Annotated in this window: 16 protein-coding genes; 15 read left to right on the top strand and 1 reads right to left on the bottom strand. The window is 62.7% G+C overall.

The window, feature by feature from the left end; translation table 11 throughout:
* Window positions 1-21: 21 nt before the first annotated feature.
* From M503_RS0105740 to M503_RS17030, 15 genes are all read left to right on the top strand, one after another.
* A complete protein-coding gene (locus M503_RS0105740) occupies window positions 22-642 on the top strand; it encodes a plasmid pRiA4b ORF-3 family protein (protein WP_028928138.1) in 621 nt (206 codons plus the stop codon).
* Between the two features lie 98 nt (window positions 643-740).
* The gene (locus M503_RS0105735; protein ID WP_028920020.1) at window positions 741-1019 is read left to right on the top strand and encodes a DUF1778 domain-containing protein; all 279 of its coding nucleotides are present in this window, start codon (window positions 741-743) and stop codon (window positions 1017-1019) included.
* Complete coding sequence (locus tag M503_RS0105730) at window positions 1016-1522, top strand: GNAT family N-acetyltransferase (RefSeq protein WP_028920021.1); 507 nt, start codon at window positions 1016-1018, stop codon at window positions 1520-1522. The genes M503_RS0105735 and M503_RS0105730 overlap by 4 nt, the downstream gene beginning before the upstream one ends.
* Before the next feature lie 96 nt (window positions 1523-1618).
* The gene (locus tag M503_RS0105725; protein ID WP_028920022.1) at window positions 1619-1885 is read left to right on the top strand and encodes a helix-turn-helix domain-containing protein; all 267 of its coding nucleotides are present in this window, start codon (window positions 1619-1621) and stop codon (window positions 1883-1885) included.
* Entirely contained in the window at window positions 1879-3249 is a 1371-nt protein-coding gene (locus tag M503_RS0105720) for a type II toxin-antitoxin system HipA family toxin (protein ID WP_037060606.1), read from the top strand. The genes M503_RS0105725 and M503_RS0105720 overlap by 7 nt, the downstream gene beginning before the upstream one ends.
* Before the next feature lie 643 nt (window positions 3250-3892).
* Entirely contained in the window at window positions 3893-4471 is a 579-nt protein-coding gene (locus tag M503_RS0105715; RefSeq protein ID WP_028920024.1) for a restriction endonuclease subunit S, read from the top strand.
* A gap of 84 nt (window positions 4472-4555) precedes the next feature.
* A complete protein-coding gene (locus tag M503_RS0105710; RefSeq protein WP_028920025.1) occupies window positions 4556-4798 on the top strand; it encodes a DUF2188 domain-containing protein in 243 nt (80 codons plus the stop codon).
* Between the two features lie 52 nt (window positions 4799-4850).
* A complete protein-coding gene (locus M503_RS0105705; protein WP_028920026.1) occupies window positions 4851-6431 on the top strand; it encodes a type I restriction-modification system subunit M in 1581 nt (526 codons plus the stop codon).
* Window positions 6428-7549, top strand: a complete 1122-nt coding sequence (locus M503_RS15765; protein ID WP_051414305.1) for a virulence RhuM family protein — start codon at window positions 6428-6430, stop codon at window positions 7547-7549. The genes M503_RS0105705 and M503_RS15765 overlap by 4 nt, the downstream gene beginning before the upstream one ends.
* On the top strand, window positions 7546-8727 hold the full coding sequence (locus M503_RS15760; protein WP_028920027.1) for a restriction endonuclease subunit S: 1182 nt from the start codon (window positions 7546-7548) through the stop codon (window positions 8725-8727). The genes M503_RS15765 and M503_RS15760 overlap by 4 nt, the downstream gene beginning before the upstream one ends.
* The gene (locus M503_RS0105690) at window positions 8724-9227 is read left to right on the top strand and encodes an SLATT domain-containing protein (RefSeq protein WP_028920028.1); all 504 of its coding nucleotides are present in this window, start codon (window positions 8724-8726) and stop codon (window positions 9225-9227) included. Before M503_RS15760 ends, M503_RS0105690 begins: the two co-directional genes overlap by 4 nt.
* Window positions 9224-10042, top strand: a complete 819-nt coding sequence (locus M503_RS0105685; protein WP_028920029.1) for an SMODS domain-containing nucleotidyltransferase — start codon at window positions 9224-9226, stop codon at window positions 10040-10042. The genes M503_RS0105690 and M503_RS0105685 overlap by 4 nt, the downstream gene beginning before the upstream one ends.
* Before the next feature lie 3 nt (window positions 10043-10045).
* Window positions 10046-11668, top strand: a complete 1623-nt coding sequence (locus tag M503_RS17300) for a hypothetical protein (protein ID WP_155951971.1) — start codon at window positions 10046-10048, stop codon at window positions 11666-11668.
* A 1-nt stretch (window position 11669) separates the two neighbouring features.
* Entirely contained in the window at window positions 11670-14870 is a 3201-nt protein-coding gene (locus M503_RS0105675; RefSeq protein WP_028920030.1) for a type I restriction endonuclease subunit R, read from the top strand.
* Window positions 14867-15595 carry a M48 family metallopeptidase gene (locus tag M503_RS17030; RefSeq protein WP_081720948.1) on the top strand — a complete coding sequence of 243 codons (729 nt, stop codon included), beginning with the start codon at window positions 14867-14869 and terminating at the stop codon, window positions 15593-15595. The genes M503_RS0105675 and M503_RS17030 overlap by 4 nt, the downstream gene beginning before the upstream one ends.
* On the opposite strand, the gene M503_RS0105670 is transcribed toward M503_RS17030, so the two are convergent.
* Window positions 15596-16093 (bottom strand): lysozyme, encoded by a 498-nt coding sequence (locus tag M503_RS0105670; RefSeq protein WP_231472326.1) that lies wholly within the window; start codon window positions 16091-16093, stop codon window positions 15596-15598.
* Between the last annotated feature and the right edge of the window lie 162 nt (window positions 16094-16255).

Below are 16255 nucleotides of genomic sequence, written 5' to 3'. Positions count from 1 at the left end.
CGCACTGAGTAAAGGCGCGCCATGCCCAAGCCCATCCTCCAGATCCGCATCGAGCTCCAGGAGGTCGAGCCGCTGATCTGGCGCCGTATCCAGGTACCGGGCGACTACACCTTCTGGGACCTGCACGTGGCCATCCAGAGCGCCTTCGCCTGGACCGACACCCACCTGCACGAGTTCCGGCCCTGGGGCCAGCGCGATGGCAGCCCGCGCTTCGGCATGCCGCTCGAAGACTTCGACGAGAACCCGCCCCTGCCCGGCTGGGAGCACCGCGTGGCCGACGTCCTGACCCGCGCCAACCCGCGGCTCGAGTACGAGTACGACTTCGGTGACGGCTGGGAGCACACGGTCGTGCTCGAAGAGATCCTCGAGGCGGCACCGGGCAAGAAGTACCCGCGCTGCACCGCCGGCGAGCGCTCGGCCCCGCCGGACGACTGTGGCGGCCCCAGCGGCTACGAAAGCCTGCTCGAAACCTTGGCCGACCCCGAGGACCCGGATCACAAGTCGTCCCACGTCTGGGCCAGCAGCCAGAAGGGCAAGCGCGGCAAGTTCGACCCGGAGGCTTTCGACGAGCAGCAGGTGAAGTTCGCCAACCCGGCGCCGCGGCTCAAGCGGCTGCTGGCGTACATCGCGTCCCAACGCTGATTGGGCCTGAACGGAGCGGCGGTACCACCGCCCAGCAGCTTGTCAGGACGATGTCCGGACAATATGATGACCGCAACCATTCCCTCGAGGTGCGCGCCATGGCTGCCGCCAATCCGTCCAAATCCGAACGCATCGATGTCCGCGCCACGGCGCCGGTCAAGCAGCTGCTGCAGGAAGCGGCGCGCGCGTGCCACAAGAACGTCAGCGAGTTCCTGCTTGATGCCGGCGTGAATGCCGCGTCGCAGGCGCTGGCGGATCGCCGCCGGTTTGTCCTGGATGAAACCCAATGGCAGGCCTTCCAGGAGGCCCTGGATCGCCCGGTCCAAGACAAGCCGCGCCTGCGCAAGCTACTGCGTGAGCCCGGGGCGCTGGATTGAGTGGCGGTTACTCGCCAGTCCGCAAGCTCGCCGCCACCGACCGCACCGAAGGCTTCGACTGCGGCCGCGAGCCCCTGAACCAGTTCCTCCAGCGATTCGCCCTGGTCAACCAGAAGGCGAACAGTGCACAGACCTATGTCTGCTGCCAGGGGAAGGACGTGGTCGGCTACTACAGCCTGGCGGTCGGCAGCGTCGAGCCCGATGCAGCGACCACCCGCGTCACCAAGGGCCTCGCCCGCCATCCGGTGCCGGTGATGATCCTTGCCCGGCTCGCGGTGGCAACTGCGCACCAGCGCCGGGGGCTGGGGCAGGCACTGCTGAAGGACGCCCTGCTTCGCACCGCGCAGGCGGCAGACATCGCAGGCATCCGATGCCTGCTGGTTCACGCGAAGGATGATGCCGCGCGGCAGTGGTACGAAGGCTGGGATTTCGAGCCCAGCCCCAGCGACCCTTACCACCTGTTCCTGCTGATGAAGGACCTCAAGGCGATCGTTGGCGACTGACTTTGCCACCGGGGTGGGAAAATACAGCCCCTGTTGCGTTTTCCACACCAACAGCCTATAAGCTGTTTCCTGAGAATACAGCTCAGGATGCGTGCCGTGAGCCAGTACATCGTCCGAACCCCCGACCAGTTGCCTGCCCTGCTCAAGGCCTTCCGTAAACAGGCCGGACTGACCCAGGGCCAGCTCGCCGCGCGACTGGGCATCACGCAGCAGACGCTCTCCGCCCTCGAGCGCAACGCCAACAAGGTCAGCGCTGATCGGCTGCTGCAATTGCTGGGCATCCTCGGCGTGGACCTGGTGCTGCAGTCGCGCGGCCCCAAAACCGACCCGAAGCCGTCCGCCACGGGAGGTGCCGGATGGTGACGCCCCGTACCGGACGCACGTCGCGCCGCCAGGCCCTGGGTCTGTGGATGAACGGCGAGTTCGTAGGCACCTGGCGCCTCGACGCCAGCGCCGGCGATGTCCTCGAATACGACGCCGGCTGGCAGGCTGCGCCGCAGGGCCGCCCGCTGTCGCTCTCGCTCCCGTTCACGCCGGGCGGCTTGCCGCATCGCGGCGATGTCGTGCGCGCGTACTTCGAGAACCTGCTGCCCGACAGCCAGGAGATCCGGGCCCGGGCCGCGCGCCGATTCCGCGCCAAGTCCACACAGGCGTTCGATCTGCTGGCGCAGATCGGACGCGATTGCGTGGGCGCGCTGCAGATCCTGCCCGACGGCATGACGCCGGGCGACGTGCGCACGCTTGATGCCACGCCGCTGGACGAACACGAGGTGGCCGCCCTCCTGCGCGGCACCGTGGCCCCGCCGGCGATGGCCGGCGCGATGCCGGTGGAATACGACGACTTCCGCATCTCCATTGCCGGCGCGCAGGAGAAGACCGCACTGGCGTGGATCGACGGCCACTGGTGCCTGCCCCACGGCTCGACGCCGACGACGCACATCCTGAAGCTGCCGATGGGCCTGGTCGGCAACATGAAACTCGACCTGAGCCATTCCATCGAAAACGAGTGGCTGTGTTCGCGCATCCTCGCGGCCTACGGACTGCCCGTGGCCGAGTGCGAGCCGCTGCAGTTCGAGGACATGAAGGTGCTGGCGGTGAAGCGCTTCGATCGTGCCTGGCTGGACGGTCCGTCGGGCCGATGGCTGGCGAGGCTGCCGCAGGAAGACTTCTGCCAGGCCACCGGCACGCCCGCCGCGCTCAAGTACGAGTCGGACGGCGGCCCGGGCATCGAGCGCATCATGGGCCTGCTGGCCACGTCGGAAGCGCCGCAGGCTGACCGGCGCACCTTCCTGCTGGCGCAACTGGTGTTCTGGATGCTTCGCGCCCCGGACGGCCACGCCAAGAATTTCAGCCTCGCCATCCGGCCGCGGGGCGCGTATCGCCTCACGCCGCTGTACGACGTGATGTCGGCCTGGCCCCTCATCGGCGAAGGCCCCGGCCTGCTTTCGGAGCACAAGATCCGCCTGGCGATGGCGATCCGTTCGACCAACGCGCACTGGAAGATGAAGGAGATCCAGCGACGGCACTGGCTGGCGCTCGGCAAGCGCCATGGCGTGCTGGAGGACGACGGGCGCGATATCGAAGCAATAGTCGACGATCTTGTTGCCCGGACGTCCGGCGTGCTTGCCGACGTTGAAGCCGGTCTCCCGAGGGGCTTCCCAGACCAGGTCGCAGGCCCGGTGCTGCAAGGCCTGGAGCGGGCGGCGAGGCAGCTGGCCGGCGGCTGATGCGTCCCGTGGTTGGCGGCCTTTACTCGGCAGCCTGTGCCAGCAAGAGCCTGACACCGCGCGCAGGATGGACGTCAATTGAGCTCGCAGCGCCCGTGGGCTTGCCGCTGGAAACCCCGCAGTCGCGGCCCAGGACCAACGGAGGCCATCCGCAATCCATTGCCATGATTGAACTTTCACGGCTTCCGAAGCCATTGGTCGGGGATTCGAATCCCTCCGGGCGCGCCAAGGGCCCTGTGACAGATCTGTGCCCTGGCTGTGCCTAGTTTTGTTTGGCCTCGCTGGGCCAACTGAGTAAAGGCGTGCACGCCCACTCCCCGGGCCGTCAAGCCGCCTCCACCTGGACCTTGGCCGCCCGCGTCCGCCGCAGGGCCTTCGGGCAGATGTCCGAACTGGCCATCCATTATTGGTGGCGGATCACGGAACCGAACCCGCGTCCGTTTTCCAAGCCAGATAGTAAAGCCTGGGCCTTGAGGGCGTGGATTAGACGATTTGGCCGCACCGGCCCTCGTCAGAGCTTCTGCCGCGAGCTCACTCATGAACTTTCCAGAAAAGCCTTTACAGCACTTGACAGGCTTGTCTTGTGCGCCTAGCATTCGTTCATGAAGCAAGCTATTGAACACAGTAATCAGATTACAGCGCCATGAATGTCTTGCTGGCCGACATCGCAGAAGTCCGCATGGGCTACTCGTTCCGCAGTCGCCTGGAACCAGATGCGGAGGGCGATGTCGCTGTAATCCAGATGAAGGACATCGATGACACCAATCTCCTCCATCCCGAAGGCTTCGCTCGCATTCAGATGCCCGACCTGAAAGATCGCCATCTGGTTCAGGAGGGGGACCTGCTGTTTCGATCACGGGGAGTGACCAATTCAGCTGCACTAGTTGGGGGATACATTGGCCGCGCTGTGCTGGCCGCGCCGATGCTTCTGATCCGGCCAAAGACGGAAATCGTCGAGCCGGCCTACCTTCAGTGGTTCATCAACCACCGCGCTACGCAAGCAGCGCTTGCCGGGCAGGCGGCCGGAACGGCCGTGAAGATGATCGGCAAGGGTGTGCTCGATGAACTCGAGGTAGCTCTGCCGCCGCTTGATAGGCAGCGACTCATCGTCGAGGTCGCACAGCTCGCATCGCGCGAGGCTGCCTTGTTGGAGGAATTGAGGGGCCGCCGAAAGGCGCTGCTCGAAGGAATCCTGCTGCGAGAAGCGCAGGAGGCCCGCTGATATATGGCGGGTGAGGAAGCCGGCCCGAGTACTGGACCTACTCAGACCGGCACGTCGTTCAACACAACGTTTGAGGTATCGATTATGGCCAACAAGGCTTCAACCCGCAACACGCGGCATGTCGTGCCGAACCCCAATGGCGGTTGGGACAACAAGCGCGGCGGGGCGACCCGTGCCAGATCTCACCACGACACCAAGCAGGAGGCCATCGACGCCGCACGTCGCATGAGCCAGCGCGAGGGGTCGGAACTGAAGATCCACAACCGCGACGGGAAGATCAGTCAGTCCGACAGCCACGGCAACGACCCCAAGAAGATCCCCGGCTGATGAACGAGCGGGGTGCCCGGTAGCGAGCACCCCGCCCAACAAGGAGCAAGGAATGACCGAAAAGCTCACCCAACAAGAAGTCAACGCCACGGCCTGGGCCGCGTGCGACACGTTCCGGGGCGTGGTCGATCCCGCGCAGTACAAGGACTACATCCTGGTGATGCTGTTCCTCAAGTACATCAGCGATCTCTGGAACGACCACTACGCCGAATACAAGGCCCAGTACGGCGATGACGACGAACGCATCCGCCGCAAGCTCGAGCGCGAGCGCTTCGTCCTGCCGTATGTCGAGTTGAAAGAAGAAGATCCGCAGACCGGGAAAGGCCGCGTCATCGACCGATTCCTGGGGGACTTCAACGCGCTGTACGAACGCCGCAACGAGCCTAACATCGGCGAGCTGATCAACATCGTGCTCGACCATATCGAAGATGCGAACAAGGCCAAGCTCGAAGGCGTGTTCCGCAACATCGACTTCAACAGCGAGGCCAATCTCGGCAAGGCCAAGGACCGCAACCGCCGCCTGAAGACCCTGCTGGAGGACTTCGCCAAGCTCGATCTGCGCCCCTCCCGGGTGGCCGAAGACGTCATCGGCAACACCTACATCTACCTCATCGAGCGCTTCGGGTCGGATGCCGGCAAGAAGGCGGGCGAGTTCTACACACCCAAGATGGTCTCGCGCCTGTTGGCGGCCTTGGCCAACCCCAAGCCCGGCGACCGTATTTGCGACCCTTCCTGCGGCTCCGGCAGCTTGCTGATCGAAGCCGCCCAATGGGTCGAGGCCCAAGGCAGCCACAACTACGCCCTCTTCGGCGAAGAGGTCAACGGTGCCACCTGGGCCCTGGCGCGCATGAACATGTTCATCCACAGCAAGGACGCCGCCCGCATCGAGTGGTGCGACACGCTCAACAGCCCGGCGCTGATCGAAGGCGACCGGCTGATGAAGTTCAACGTGGTCGTCGCCAACCCGCCCTTTTCGCTGGACAAGTGGGGCGCGGAGCACGCCGACCACGACCGCTTCAACCGCTTCTGGCGCGGCGTGCCGCCCAAGTCCAAGGGCGACTGGGCCTTCATCACCAACATGATCGAGCGCGCGCTGCCCCAGGAAGGCCGGGTCGCGGTCGTCGTGCCGCATGGGGTGCTCTTCCGTGGCGGTGCCGAAGGGCGCATCCGCCGCGCGATGATCGAAGAAAACCTGCTCGATGCCGTCGTCGGCCTGCCGGGCAACCTGTTCCCTACCACCTCGATTCCGGTGGCCATCCTGCTGTTCGACCGCGCCCGCGAGAAAGGCGGCCCGCGCGAACACGTGCGGGACGTGCTGCTCGTCGACGCCAGCCGCGAGTTCATCCCCGGCAAGAACCAGAACCAGCTTTCCGAGGCGCACTTTCAGAAGATCATCGCGACCGTGGCCGAGCGCCGCAACGTGGACAAATACGCCTACGTCGCGCCTCTCGACGAAATCGCCGAGAAAGACTTCAACCTCAATATCCCCCGTTACGTCGATACCTTCGAGGAAGAGGCGGAAATCGACGTCGCCGCCGTGCAGCGCGAGATCGAGCAGCTCGAACGGGAACTCACCGAGGTGCGCGCCCGGATGCGCGAGCACCTCAAGGCCCTGGGTGTGGAGGGCGTATGAGCCGCAAGCGCCCCGCCGCCCCGCCGCCCGCGGATGACACGCTGCGCATCCGCGCCAGCACCGCCGAGTTTCTGATCTTCACCCAACAGGCCGGCGAGCCCAGCATCGAGGTGCGCTACGAGGACGAGACCATCTGGCTGACCCAGAAGCTGATGGCCGCGCTCTTCGACGTGGACGTGCGCACCATCAGCGAGCACCTGCGCAACATCTACACCAGCGGCGAGCTGGATGAGGCGGCAACTATCCGGAATTTCCGGACAGTTCAAACCGAAGGCAGCCGACAGGTCGCGCGTGAGGTCGCTCACTATCACCTGGACGCCATCATCTCCGTCGGCTACCGGGTCAACTCGGTGCGCGCCACCCAGTTCCGCCGCTGGGCCACCCAGGTGCTGCGCGAGTTCGCCATCCGGGGCTATGTGCTCGACAAAAAACGGCTGGAAAACGGTGCCTTCCTCGGCGTGGATTACTTTGCGCGCCTGCTCGAAGAAATCCGCGAGATCCGCCTGTCCGAGCGACACTTCTACCAGAAAATCACCGACCTCTACGCCACCGCCATCGACTACGACGCGGCCGCGCCCGCCACACGCGCCTTCTTCGCCAAGGTGCAAAACAAATTGCACTACGCCATCCACGGCCACACCGCCGCCGAACTCATCCGCGCCCGCGCCGACGCCAGCAAGCCCCACATGGGCCTGACCACCTGGGACAAAGCGCCGCACGGGCGCATCCTCAAAAGCGATGTCGCCGTGGCCAAGAACTACCTGACCCGCGAAGAGCTGGAGGCGCTGGGCCGCCTGGTCAACAGCTACCTCGACCTCGCCGAAGACCGCGCCCGCCGCCACATCCCCATGACCATGGAAGACTGGGCCAAGCAGCTCGACCGCTTTCTGGAACTGACCGACCGCGGCATCCTGCAAGGCGCAGGTTCCATCGGCGCCGAGGCCGCCCAAGCGCATGCCGAAAGCGAGTTCGAAAAGTACCGCCGGATACAGGAAGCCGAATATGTTTCCGACTTTGACCGGGCGGTGAAGGAGCGCCTGGCGGCCGATACGGAGGATGTGCGGGCGTTGGAGCGGATCGAGCGGCAGCTGGAGAGCAAGGAGCGGAAAGCCAAATGACCTCTTTGATCACCTACCGCCTAGGACAGATTGCCGACGTTCAACAAGGCTACACGTTCAAGCCCGACTACCAAGGACAGTCCTGCGGTGAGTGGGCGTACGTCAAGGTGGCCGATATCGGCTCTCCAACAAGCTCAAAGTACCTGCGCAAGTCCTTGAACTACGTCAGCTCCGAGGTGCTTCGTGAAATGCGTGCTACCCCATTTCCTGCAGGGAGCATCGTGTTCCCGCGTGTCGGAGCAGCTCTCCGAAACAACAACAAGAGAATTCTCGCCGAGGACTGTCTGACTGACGATAACGTCCTTGTCGTCACAGTACGGGATGCGAATGTTTGCGACCCAGAGTATCTCTACTACTGGTTTGATTTCCATGATCTTCAGGACTTCTGCAACTCGGGAACCGTCCCGGTCATCAATGGGCGGAACCTGAAACTTCAAGAGGTACCGCTGCCAGACATTCAACTACAGCGGCGGACAGCTAGCGTGCTCTCTGCTTGGGACACCGCCATCGAAACCACCGAGCGCCTCATCGCGGCGAAGGAGCGCCATTACACCCACGAACTCTCGCGCCTCATCAGTCGCGGTCAGCATCCCCGCACGCATGTCGGCGCTGTCGCTTGCGAAGTTTCCGAGCGCAATAGCGGCAGCTATTGCACCCGCGTGCTGAGTGTGACGAATTCGCGCGGCGTCGTGTTACCGGAAGAACAGTTCGAGCGCCGTGTCGCTAGCGACGACCTCTCGAACTACAAAGTCGTTCGACGTGGCCAGTACGCCTATAACCCGTCGCGGATTAACGTTGGCTCCATTGCCCGGCTGGATGCCTGGGACGAAGGCGTGCTGAGCCCTATGTATGTAGTGTTTGAACTCGACTCAACCAAGGTTGACTCAGACTATTTTCGGCATTGGCTCAACTCCTATGAGGCACGGGAACGGATCAAAAAGAGTGTTCAAGGCAGTGTTCGGGAAACCGTCTCTTTTGGTGATTTTGCGAGCGTTGTCATTCCTCTGCCTGACCTCGCCCCCCAAACCGCCATTGCCCGCTACCTCAACGCGCTGCGCGAGGAAATCGACCTGCTCGGCAAGTCGCTTGATGCCCTCAAGCGCCAAAAACGCGGCCTGATGCAAAAGCTGCTCACGGGCCAGTGGCGCGTGCCTGTTCCCGAGGAGGCCACCGCATGAGCGAACTGATCAGCAAGCTGGCCGCCGAGGCCCAGCGCATCGAAGAAGACACCGAACACTCGTTCAAGGGTCACTACAACGCGGCGGTGCGCTGGGCGCGTTATCACCTGTGGATCGGCCTGCCATCGGCGCTGCTGGCCGCGATTGCTGGCGCCGCCGCGTTCAAGGACCAACCGGAACTGGCGGGCGCGCTGGCGCTCCTGTCCACCGCGCTGACGACGGTGCTGACTTTCCTGAAGCCGTCGGAGCGCGCAGAGATGCACAAGGCTGTCGCAGGCCAATACCAGGCGCTGCGCAATCAGGCGCGCATCTTTCGAGAAATCGGCCTGACGGACGGCCTTGCGGCAGACGAAGCGAAAGCGCGCCTGTTCGAGCTGGCAAGGACCCGCGACGAGCTGAATCAGAGCTCGCCGGCTATAGCGCGCTGCGATTACGAACAGGCGAAGAACGACATCGACAGCGGCCGGGCCCGCTACCGCGTGGACGAGGTGAGTCCATGACCATCAATAGCTACCTCACGAACTTGGCGAACCAGGCCATCCTGCGTGACGACGAGAAGGCAGGCGTGCAGCGTTCCATCGCGACGCTGCAAACGCGCCTGGAGGATCACTTCGGCGCTCAGATGAGCCAGCACTTTGTCTTCGGCTCCTACAGCCGAGGGACGATCCTGCCCCGCTCGATGGACCCGCAGTCCGACGTGGATTACATGGTCGTCTTCTCGGACGGCGGGTTGCAGCCCCAAAGTTACCTCGACCGACTACGCCGATTCGCGGAGCTTCGGTACGCCCGCTCTGAAGTCGCGCAGTCGCACCCGACCGTCGCGCTGGAGTTGAACCACATCCGTTTCGAGCTTGTGCCTGCGCTACAGAACTGGTGGGGTGGTTTGCAGATTCCGGCCAAGGGCTCCGGCTACCAAAGCTGGCAAGGCACCGATCCGAAGGGTTTCAACAACATGCTGACCAGCGCCAATCAGGCCAACGGCAACCTCATCAAGCCCTTGGCGCGCATCATGAAGTACTGGAACGCCAAGGCCGGGTATCCGTTCGAGTCCTATGCCTTGGAGCAACAAGTCGCCGGCCACGGGTACGGCTTCTTCGGCCTGCTCGCCTCGCGACAGGTTGGCGACTACTTCTTTGAGATCGTCGATGCGCTCGATGCGGGGTTGTTCGCGCCGCAATGGAAACGCGACGCGGTAACGCGGCTAAAAGATCTGACCACTCAGGCACGCGCCCTGGAGCGCGCCGGGCAGACCGCCCAAGCGGATGCCGTCATCGCCAAGCTCGTGCCCCCTGTGGGCGGCTTGCTCGGGAGGTAAATGATGAACTCTCTGCAATTACCCAAGTTCACTGACTCTCCGGCCATTGCCGGCAACCGTATGCCCCGTGTTCGAGAACGCGAGCTGCTTCGTGTCGCAGCGGCGCTTTCCGACACCAATGCTGTAGCTGCAGCCAGTGCAGCACGAAGCGAGGTGTTGTCATGGGCGGCAAAACAGATCCGCGACCAGTTGCCAGCTGCAGCGGCGGAGGGACACTCCTTCGAACATCTTCGTGGAGGTCGAACTTGCCTTGGCGCGAGTTTCGCGGATGACCGCCGCGCGCTTTGGGCTCTTCGGGTCGATAGGCCCGACGCCAATGTCGCCCAGCGCACATGGACGACAGAGGTCGTCATCGGCTACGCCCAGACCAGCGGCCCCGCCCTGTTCAGTCTGCGCCTGCTGGTCAGTACCCCGGAGGAGTTCCTGGCGATTGAACCCGCCGTTCCCGGGCTGGTGCGGCAAGTCAATTCCGTTTGCGGTCTGGAGCAGGGCGATGTTCGCTTTGATGGATTACCTTGGTTCATCACCTCCCAAACTGACGCAGAAGACCTGGTCGAAAAACTGATCAATCCGAGTCGGTCTATCCCCTACCTGGTGTGCTCTATCGCTGAAGGCGAATCGGCTCCCCGGCTCGATGCTCGTTTGTTGGCAAAGGCGACTCTTGGGATCGCAAAAGTGGTTGTCGTTCCATCAGTCCATACCTGGGTTTTGACGGAGCAGCTTGGCAAGCCCCGTTCGGTCTACAACGGCGCTGTGCGGTCCTACATGCCGGGATTTTCGCTGGATGCAAACCCATATGCGCACCGGCTGTTCTTTATCGACCCCTCGGACGACTATGAGCAGGCACGATCGACCCAAAAGGCGCTGCGTTGGCTGGTGGCGAGTGAGAGCTTGCGTCGCTTGCGGCTGGGTGACGATGTCGTCGCCTTTTCAGCGGTTCGGGAATCGAGTCTCGACTTTGAACGCCAAAGGTTGCAGCGGATCGGTTCATCAGATGCAGAGCAGCTTAAGGCTGCCCAAATTCAGCTCGAAGCCTTGAAAGATGATCTGGAGCGCTCCAAGGCCGAGGCGGAACAGTGGATGTGTGATTTCCAGCGCGCGGAGGAAGACGCCCAGAGTTATCAGCAGCAGCTGCGCGGTGCCCAGTTTCGGATCCAACAACTGCTGGCGCAGATCAAAGAACGCGGCGACGAACCAGACTCGGCCGTGCGACTCCCAGAAAGCTGGGACACGTTTTCCGATTGGTGTGACGAAGTCCTCGGTGGCCGCGTCATGCTCTCCAGCAGAGCACGCCGTGAGACGAAGTCTGCTGTTTTCGATGAACCGCAGACGGCAGCACGCTGCCTGCTGTGGCTGGCAAACGAATACCGCGACTCACGGATGAATGGTGCTGCCGGGGACCTGCGCAAACCTATCGCCGATGGCATCCATAACGACCGCTGCGGCGCGGACAGCTTTGAGTTCGCCTGGAATGGCCAACAGGTTCCAGTCGAATGGCACGTCAAGAACGGCGGCAATACCCGGGACCCTAGGCGCTGCCTCCGCATCTATTACTTTTGGGATGATGAGAGCCAGATTGTGGTGATTGCCACCATGCCAGCTCACATTAGGACGGGAGCGACCTGACATGGAAGGCTTTCGCTTCAACGAGAAGTACCTTTCGCAAATCCCCGCGCTGCAGTTGCTCATCAGCCTGGGCTACACCTACCTCACGCCCGAGCAGGCGCTGGCCGCACGCGGTGGCAAGCCGGGGCAGGTGCTGCTGGAAGAAGTCCTGCGCGAGCGGCTGAAGAAGAACAACCGCATCCAGTACAAGGGGCAAAGCTACCTCTTCTCCGAGGAAAACATCCAGACCGCCATCCAGCGCCTGAAGAACGTCAAGTACGACGGCCTGCTGAAGACCAACGAGGCCATCTACGACTTGTTGACGCTGGGTGTGTCGCTGGAGCAGTCCATCGAGGGCGACAGCAAGAGCTTCACCCTCCACTACATCGACTGGAAGAATCCGGCCAACAACGACTACCACGTGACGGCCGAGTTCCCGGTCGAGCGCACACGAAGCACTGAAACCTGCCGCCCAGACATCGTGCTGTTCGTCAACGGCATTCCGTTTGCCGTCATCGAGTGCAAGTCGCCCAAGGTCGAGGTCGGCCAGGCGGTGTCGCAGATGATCCGCAATCAGCGCGAGGAGTACATCCCCAAACTCTTTACCTACACGCAGTTGCTGCTGGCCACCAACAAGAACGAGGTGCGCTACGCCACGACGGGGACGCCCGCAAAGTTCTGGGCCCTGTGGCGCGAAGACGTTCCCGACGAAGAACTGCGCACCGTGCTCGATCAGCCCCTGCCTGCCGAAGCCAAGGCGGGGTTGTTCGACTTGATCTGGGATGGCAAATCGCTGCGCGAACCGGATGTGGGCAAAACCTGGGCCATCACCGAGCAAGACCGCATGCTCTATGCCCTATGCCGCCCTGCGCGTCTACTGGACCTGGCGCTGCAGTTCACCGTGTTCGATGGCGGCGTCCGCAAGGTCGCCCGCTATCAGCAGTTCTTCGCCATCAAGCGGGTGCTCGAGCGGGTCAAGCATCGGGACGACGTGGGACGACGTTTGGGGGGCATCATCTGGCACACGCAAGGGTCGGGCAAGTCGCTGACGATGGTGATGCTGGCCCGCGCGCTGGCCCTGGACCCTGATATCCGCAACCCACGCATTGTGCTGGTGACGGACCGGGTAGACCTCGACAAACAACTCGGCAACACCTTCGCCGCCTGCGGCCTGATGCCGGATCGGGCGGACAGCGGGCGCCACCTGCTGGAACTGGTGTCCGAGAACAAGGCGCACATCGTCACCACGCTCATTCACAAGTTCGACAAGGCACTATCGATCCGCAAGCACGTCGAGGAATCGGCCGGCGTCTTCATCCTGGTCGACGAGAGTCACCGCACCAACTTTGGCGGCTTTGCCGCGCGCATGCGTCAAATGTTCCCGATGGCGTGCTACCTGGGCTTTACCGGCACGCCCCTGATGAAGAAGGAGAAGAACAACTTCGCCAAGTTCGGAGGTTTGATCGACACCTACGCCATCAATCAGGCCGTGAAGGATGGGGCGGTGGTCCCGCTGCTCTACGAGGCGCGGCATGTGGAGATGGAGCAGAACGAGAAGGCCATCGATACCTGGTTCGAGCGTCACACGCAAGGCCTGACGGACGCGCAGAAGGCCGACTTGAAGAAGAAGTACAGCCGCGCCGAGATGCTGAACAAGGCTGACCAGGTGATCTACATGCGCGCCTTCGACATCAGCGAGCACTTCCGTCAGAACTGGCAGGGCACGGGCTTCAAGGCGCAGCTTGTCGCCCCGAGCAAGGCGGCCGCGCTGACCTACAAGAAATTCCTTGATGAAATCGGGCACGTGACCAGCGAAGTCATCATTTCGGCCCCGGATACCCGCGAGGGCAACGAGGAGACGGACGATGAGCCGACCCATGAGGTCGTCGCCTTCTGGGAACGGATGATGAAGCGGTATGGCTCCGAGGAGGAGTACAACAAGCAGATCATCAACCTGTTCAAGCACGGCGAAGACCCGGAGATCCTCATCGTCGTCGACAAGCTCCTGACCGGCTTCGACGCGCCACGCAACACGGTCCTGTACCTGACGCGCAAGCTGCGCGAACACACACTGCTTCAGGCCATCGCACGTGTGAACCGGTTGTATGACGACGACGAGGGCACGCAACCCAAGGAGTTCGGCTACATCATCGACTACGCCGGCATACTGGGTGAGCTCGATCAGGCGCTGACCACCTACAGCGCTTTGGATGGCTTCGACGAGGACGACCTGGCGGGGGCCTTGGTCAGCATCCATGAAGAAGTGGCCAAGCTGCCTCAGCGCCACGCCGATCTTTGGGACCTCTTCAAAGAGGTCAAGAACCAGCACGACGAAGAAGCCTACGAGCAGCTGCTGGCGGATGAAAAGCTGCGCGAATCTTTCTATGAGCGACTGGCGGCTTATGGCAAGACCTTGTCGATCGCGATGTCGTCCGAGCAGTTCATCGCATCGACGCCAGAGAAGAAGCTGCAGTCCTACAAAAACGATCTCAAGCGGTTTACGAACCTGAAGGCGTCCGTCAAGCTGCGCTACGCCGAATCGGTGGACTACCGGGACTTCGAGCCGAAGATCAAGAAACTCTTGGATACGCACATCTCGGCGAACGAAGTGGTGCGCCTGAATGAACCCGTGAACATCTTCGATGAGCAAGCGTTCAAGCAGGTGGTCGAAGAACAAGGTGAGACCAGGACGACGGCCGCCAAGGCGGACATGATCGCGCATGCAACCAAGAAGGCCATCAGCGAGCGCTTGGAGCAAGACCCTGCGTTCTACGAGAAGTTCTCGAAGCTCATCCAGCAGGCCATCGACGACTTTCGGGCCCAACGCATCTCCGATCTGGAGTACCTGAACAAGGTCAGTGAGATCAAGGACGCGGTGGTCAACCGGCGCAGTGACGATGCCCCGGCACAGTTGGCCGGTCACGACCATGCCCTTGCCTTGTATGGCGTTCTCAAGCCCTACGTGGCTGGCCACGTGAACGCGGAAGAAGCGGCAGCAACGCTGGCTGCCGATGCTGCTCTCGATATCTGGTCGATCATTCAGCGAAACAAGAAGGTGGGCTTTTGGGACGATCTGGACGCACAACGTCGAACGATGAACGAGATCGACGACTACCTGTACGACGAGGTCAAGGGCAAGAAGGGGGTCATGCTCACCACCGGTGAGATGGACGACATCATCGACCGGACGATGCAGCTGGCCAGGCACCGGATGGTGGTATGAGCGACAGAAGCGGCTTGGTTCGTTACGGTGCCTGGGTCATCCGCTATGAGGTTGTCGAGCGCCCGTCGAGACGAACGCTAGGCATTGAGGTTCACCCGGGCGGGCGCGTTCTCGTGTTGGCGCCAAGCGGATGCGATGACTCCACCATCGACGAGAAACTTCGTCTACGCGCCGGCTGGGTCAGCCGCCAGCTTGAAACGTTCTCGCGTTATGAAAGACACACCGCACCCCGGCAGTATCTGAGCGGTGAATCGCATCGCTACCTGGGGCGACAGTACCGACTGCGCGTCAAGGCCAACGACCCGGAGGTCCGTCAGGAACAGGTGAAACTGACCCGGGGCGAGATGTGGGTCGTCGGCCCTGGGGAGTTGCCCCCATCAAAGGTGAAGGAACTGCTGCGACGCTGGTATCTTGGGCGAGCCCGTGAGGTGTTCGATGCAGTGCTGACGGATGCCTTTGACACATTCCAGCGACTTGGGCACGAGAAGCCACGCATCGTAGTACGCGAGATGCGTAGCCGATGGGGAAGCTTGTCTCCTGGTGGGCAGATGACCTTGAACTCACGGTTGGTGCAAGCACCACGCCCCTGTGTTGAATATGTGATCGTGCACGAGCTCTGCCATCTGATTCACAAGAATCACAGCTCGGATTTCTTTGCTTTGCTTGGGCAGGTCATGCCAGCCTGGCAGGCACGCAAGCAAAGGCTCGAACAAGCCCTGCTCTGACTATAGGACCAGCAAGCCTGCTTCGGCATTGCGACGAGCGACTAAACCGGGAAGAGCTCGGCCGCCGCCGTAGACCCACCGACTCAGCTCTTGCCGGGCAGCAACCCAGTCCCTCTGGTTGACCCGTCGCCGCAGCGTCGACGTCTGCAGCCGCCCCGCCCCCAGGTTGAAGGTGAAGTCCACGATGGCCGCGAGCCGGTTCTCGGGCTCGGTGGCCAGCACCGGGCAGTAGCGCAGCGTGGCGGCGAGCGCCACCTGCAGATCCTGGGCAAGGTAAGCCTCGGCCTCCGTGATCGGCGGATGCGTCGGGTCGCAGAGGTGCCCATAGCCGATGGTCCAGTACCCAGCCGGGCAGACGTAGGGATGGGCGCGGCCGGGATCGTTCTTGGGCACGCGGTGGAAGCCCTCAAAGCGCTTGGCCAGATCGATGGCCGCCTGCGGAATGAATCCCTCCGGGCGCGCCATCTCTTCTTCGCCGATCGGCTCTCCGCGCCGCATCCGGCCCTCCGCGGCACGTCGCGATCCCCTGTCAGTCCCCGGCACCGCCGCTTGGCCACCCGACCTGCGCGCCGATCCCCCGACCTGCCCATTAAGCTTTCCTTCAATCGCGTCCCGGCCTACTTCGGTCAACGCTACGGGGGGAATGCCATGACCGACATC

Origin of the sequence: Pseudoxanthomonas suwonensis J47 (assembly GCF_000513955.1) — a bacterium.
In the GTDB taxonomy this organism is placed as follows: Bacteria; Pseudomonadota; Gammaproteobacteria; order Xanthomonadales; family Xanthomonadaceae; genus Pseudoxanthomonas; species Pseudoxanthomonas suwonensis_C.
Note: the sequence above shows the minus strand (reverse complement) of the source record. Positions and strands in the feature narration are given on the sequence as shown.

What these genes read in the sequence shown, in the direction of transcription:
- M503_RS0105740 (WP_028928138.1), top strand. Translation starts at nt 22, where the DNA reads ATGCCCAAGCCCATCCTCCAGATCCGCATCGAGCTCCAGGAGGTCGAG.
- M503_RS0105735 (WP_028920020.1), top strand. Translation starts at nt 741, where the DNA reads ATGGCTGCCGCCAATCCGTCCAAATCCGAACGCATCGATGTCCGCGCC.
- M503_RS0105720 (WP_037060606.1), top strand. Translation starts at nt 1,879, where the DNA reads ATGGTGACGCCCCGTACCGGACGCACGTCGCGCCGCCAGGCCCTGGGT.
- M503_RS0105715 (WP_028920024.1), top strand. Translation starts at nt 3,893, where the DNA reads ATGAATGTCTTGCTGGCCGACATCGCAGAAGTCCGCATGGGCTACTCG.
- M503_RS0105710 (WP_028920025.1), top strand. Translation starts at nt 4,556, where the DNA reads ATGGCCAACAAGGCTTCAACCCGCAACACGCGGCATGTCGTGCCGAAC.
- M503_RS0105705 (WP_028920026.1), top strand. Translation starts at nt 4,851, where the DNA reads ATGACCGAAAAGCTCACCCAACAAGAAGTCAACGCCACGGCCTGGGCC.
- M503_RS15765 (WP_051414305.1), top strand. Translation starts at nt 6,428, where the DNA reads ATGAGCCGCAAGCGCCCCGCCGCCCCGCCGCCCGCGGATGACACGCTG.
- M503_RS15760 (WP_028920027.1), top strand. Translation starts at nt 7,546, where the DNA reads ATGACCTCTTTGATCACCTACCGCCTAGGACAGATTGCCGACGTTCAA.
- M503_RS0105690 (WP_028920028.1), top strand. Translation starts at nt 8,724, where the DNA reads ATGAGCGAACTGATCAGCAAGCTGGCCGCCGAGGCCCAGCGCATCGAA.
- M503_RS0105685 (WP_028920029.1), top strand. Translation starts at nt 9,224, where the DNA reads ATGACCATCAATAGCTACCTCACGAACTTGGCGAACCAGGCCATCCTG.
- M503_RS17300 (WP_155951971.1), top strand. Translation starts at nt 10,046, where the DNA reads ATGAACTCTCTGCAATTACCCAAGTTCACTGACTCTCCGGCCATTGCC.
- M503_RS0105675 (WP_028920030.1), top strand. Translation starts at nt 11,670, where the DNA reads ATGGAAGGCTTTCGCTTCAACGAGAAGTACCTTTCGCAAATCCCCGCG.
- M503_RS17030 (WP_081720948.1), top strand. Translation starts at nt 14,867, where the DNA reads ATGAGCGACAGAAGCGGCTTGGTTCGTTACGGTGCCTGGGTCATCCGC.
- M503_RS0105670 (WP_231472326.1), bottom strand. Translation starts at nt 16,093, where the DNA reads ATGCGGCGCGGAGAGCCGATCGGCGAAGAAGAGATGGCGCGCCCGGAG.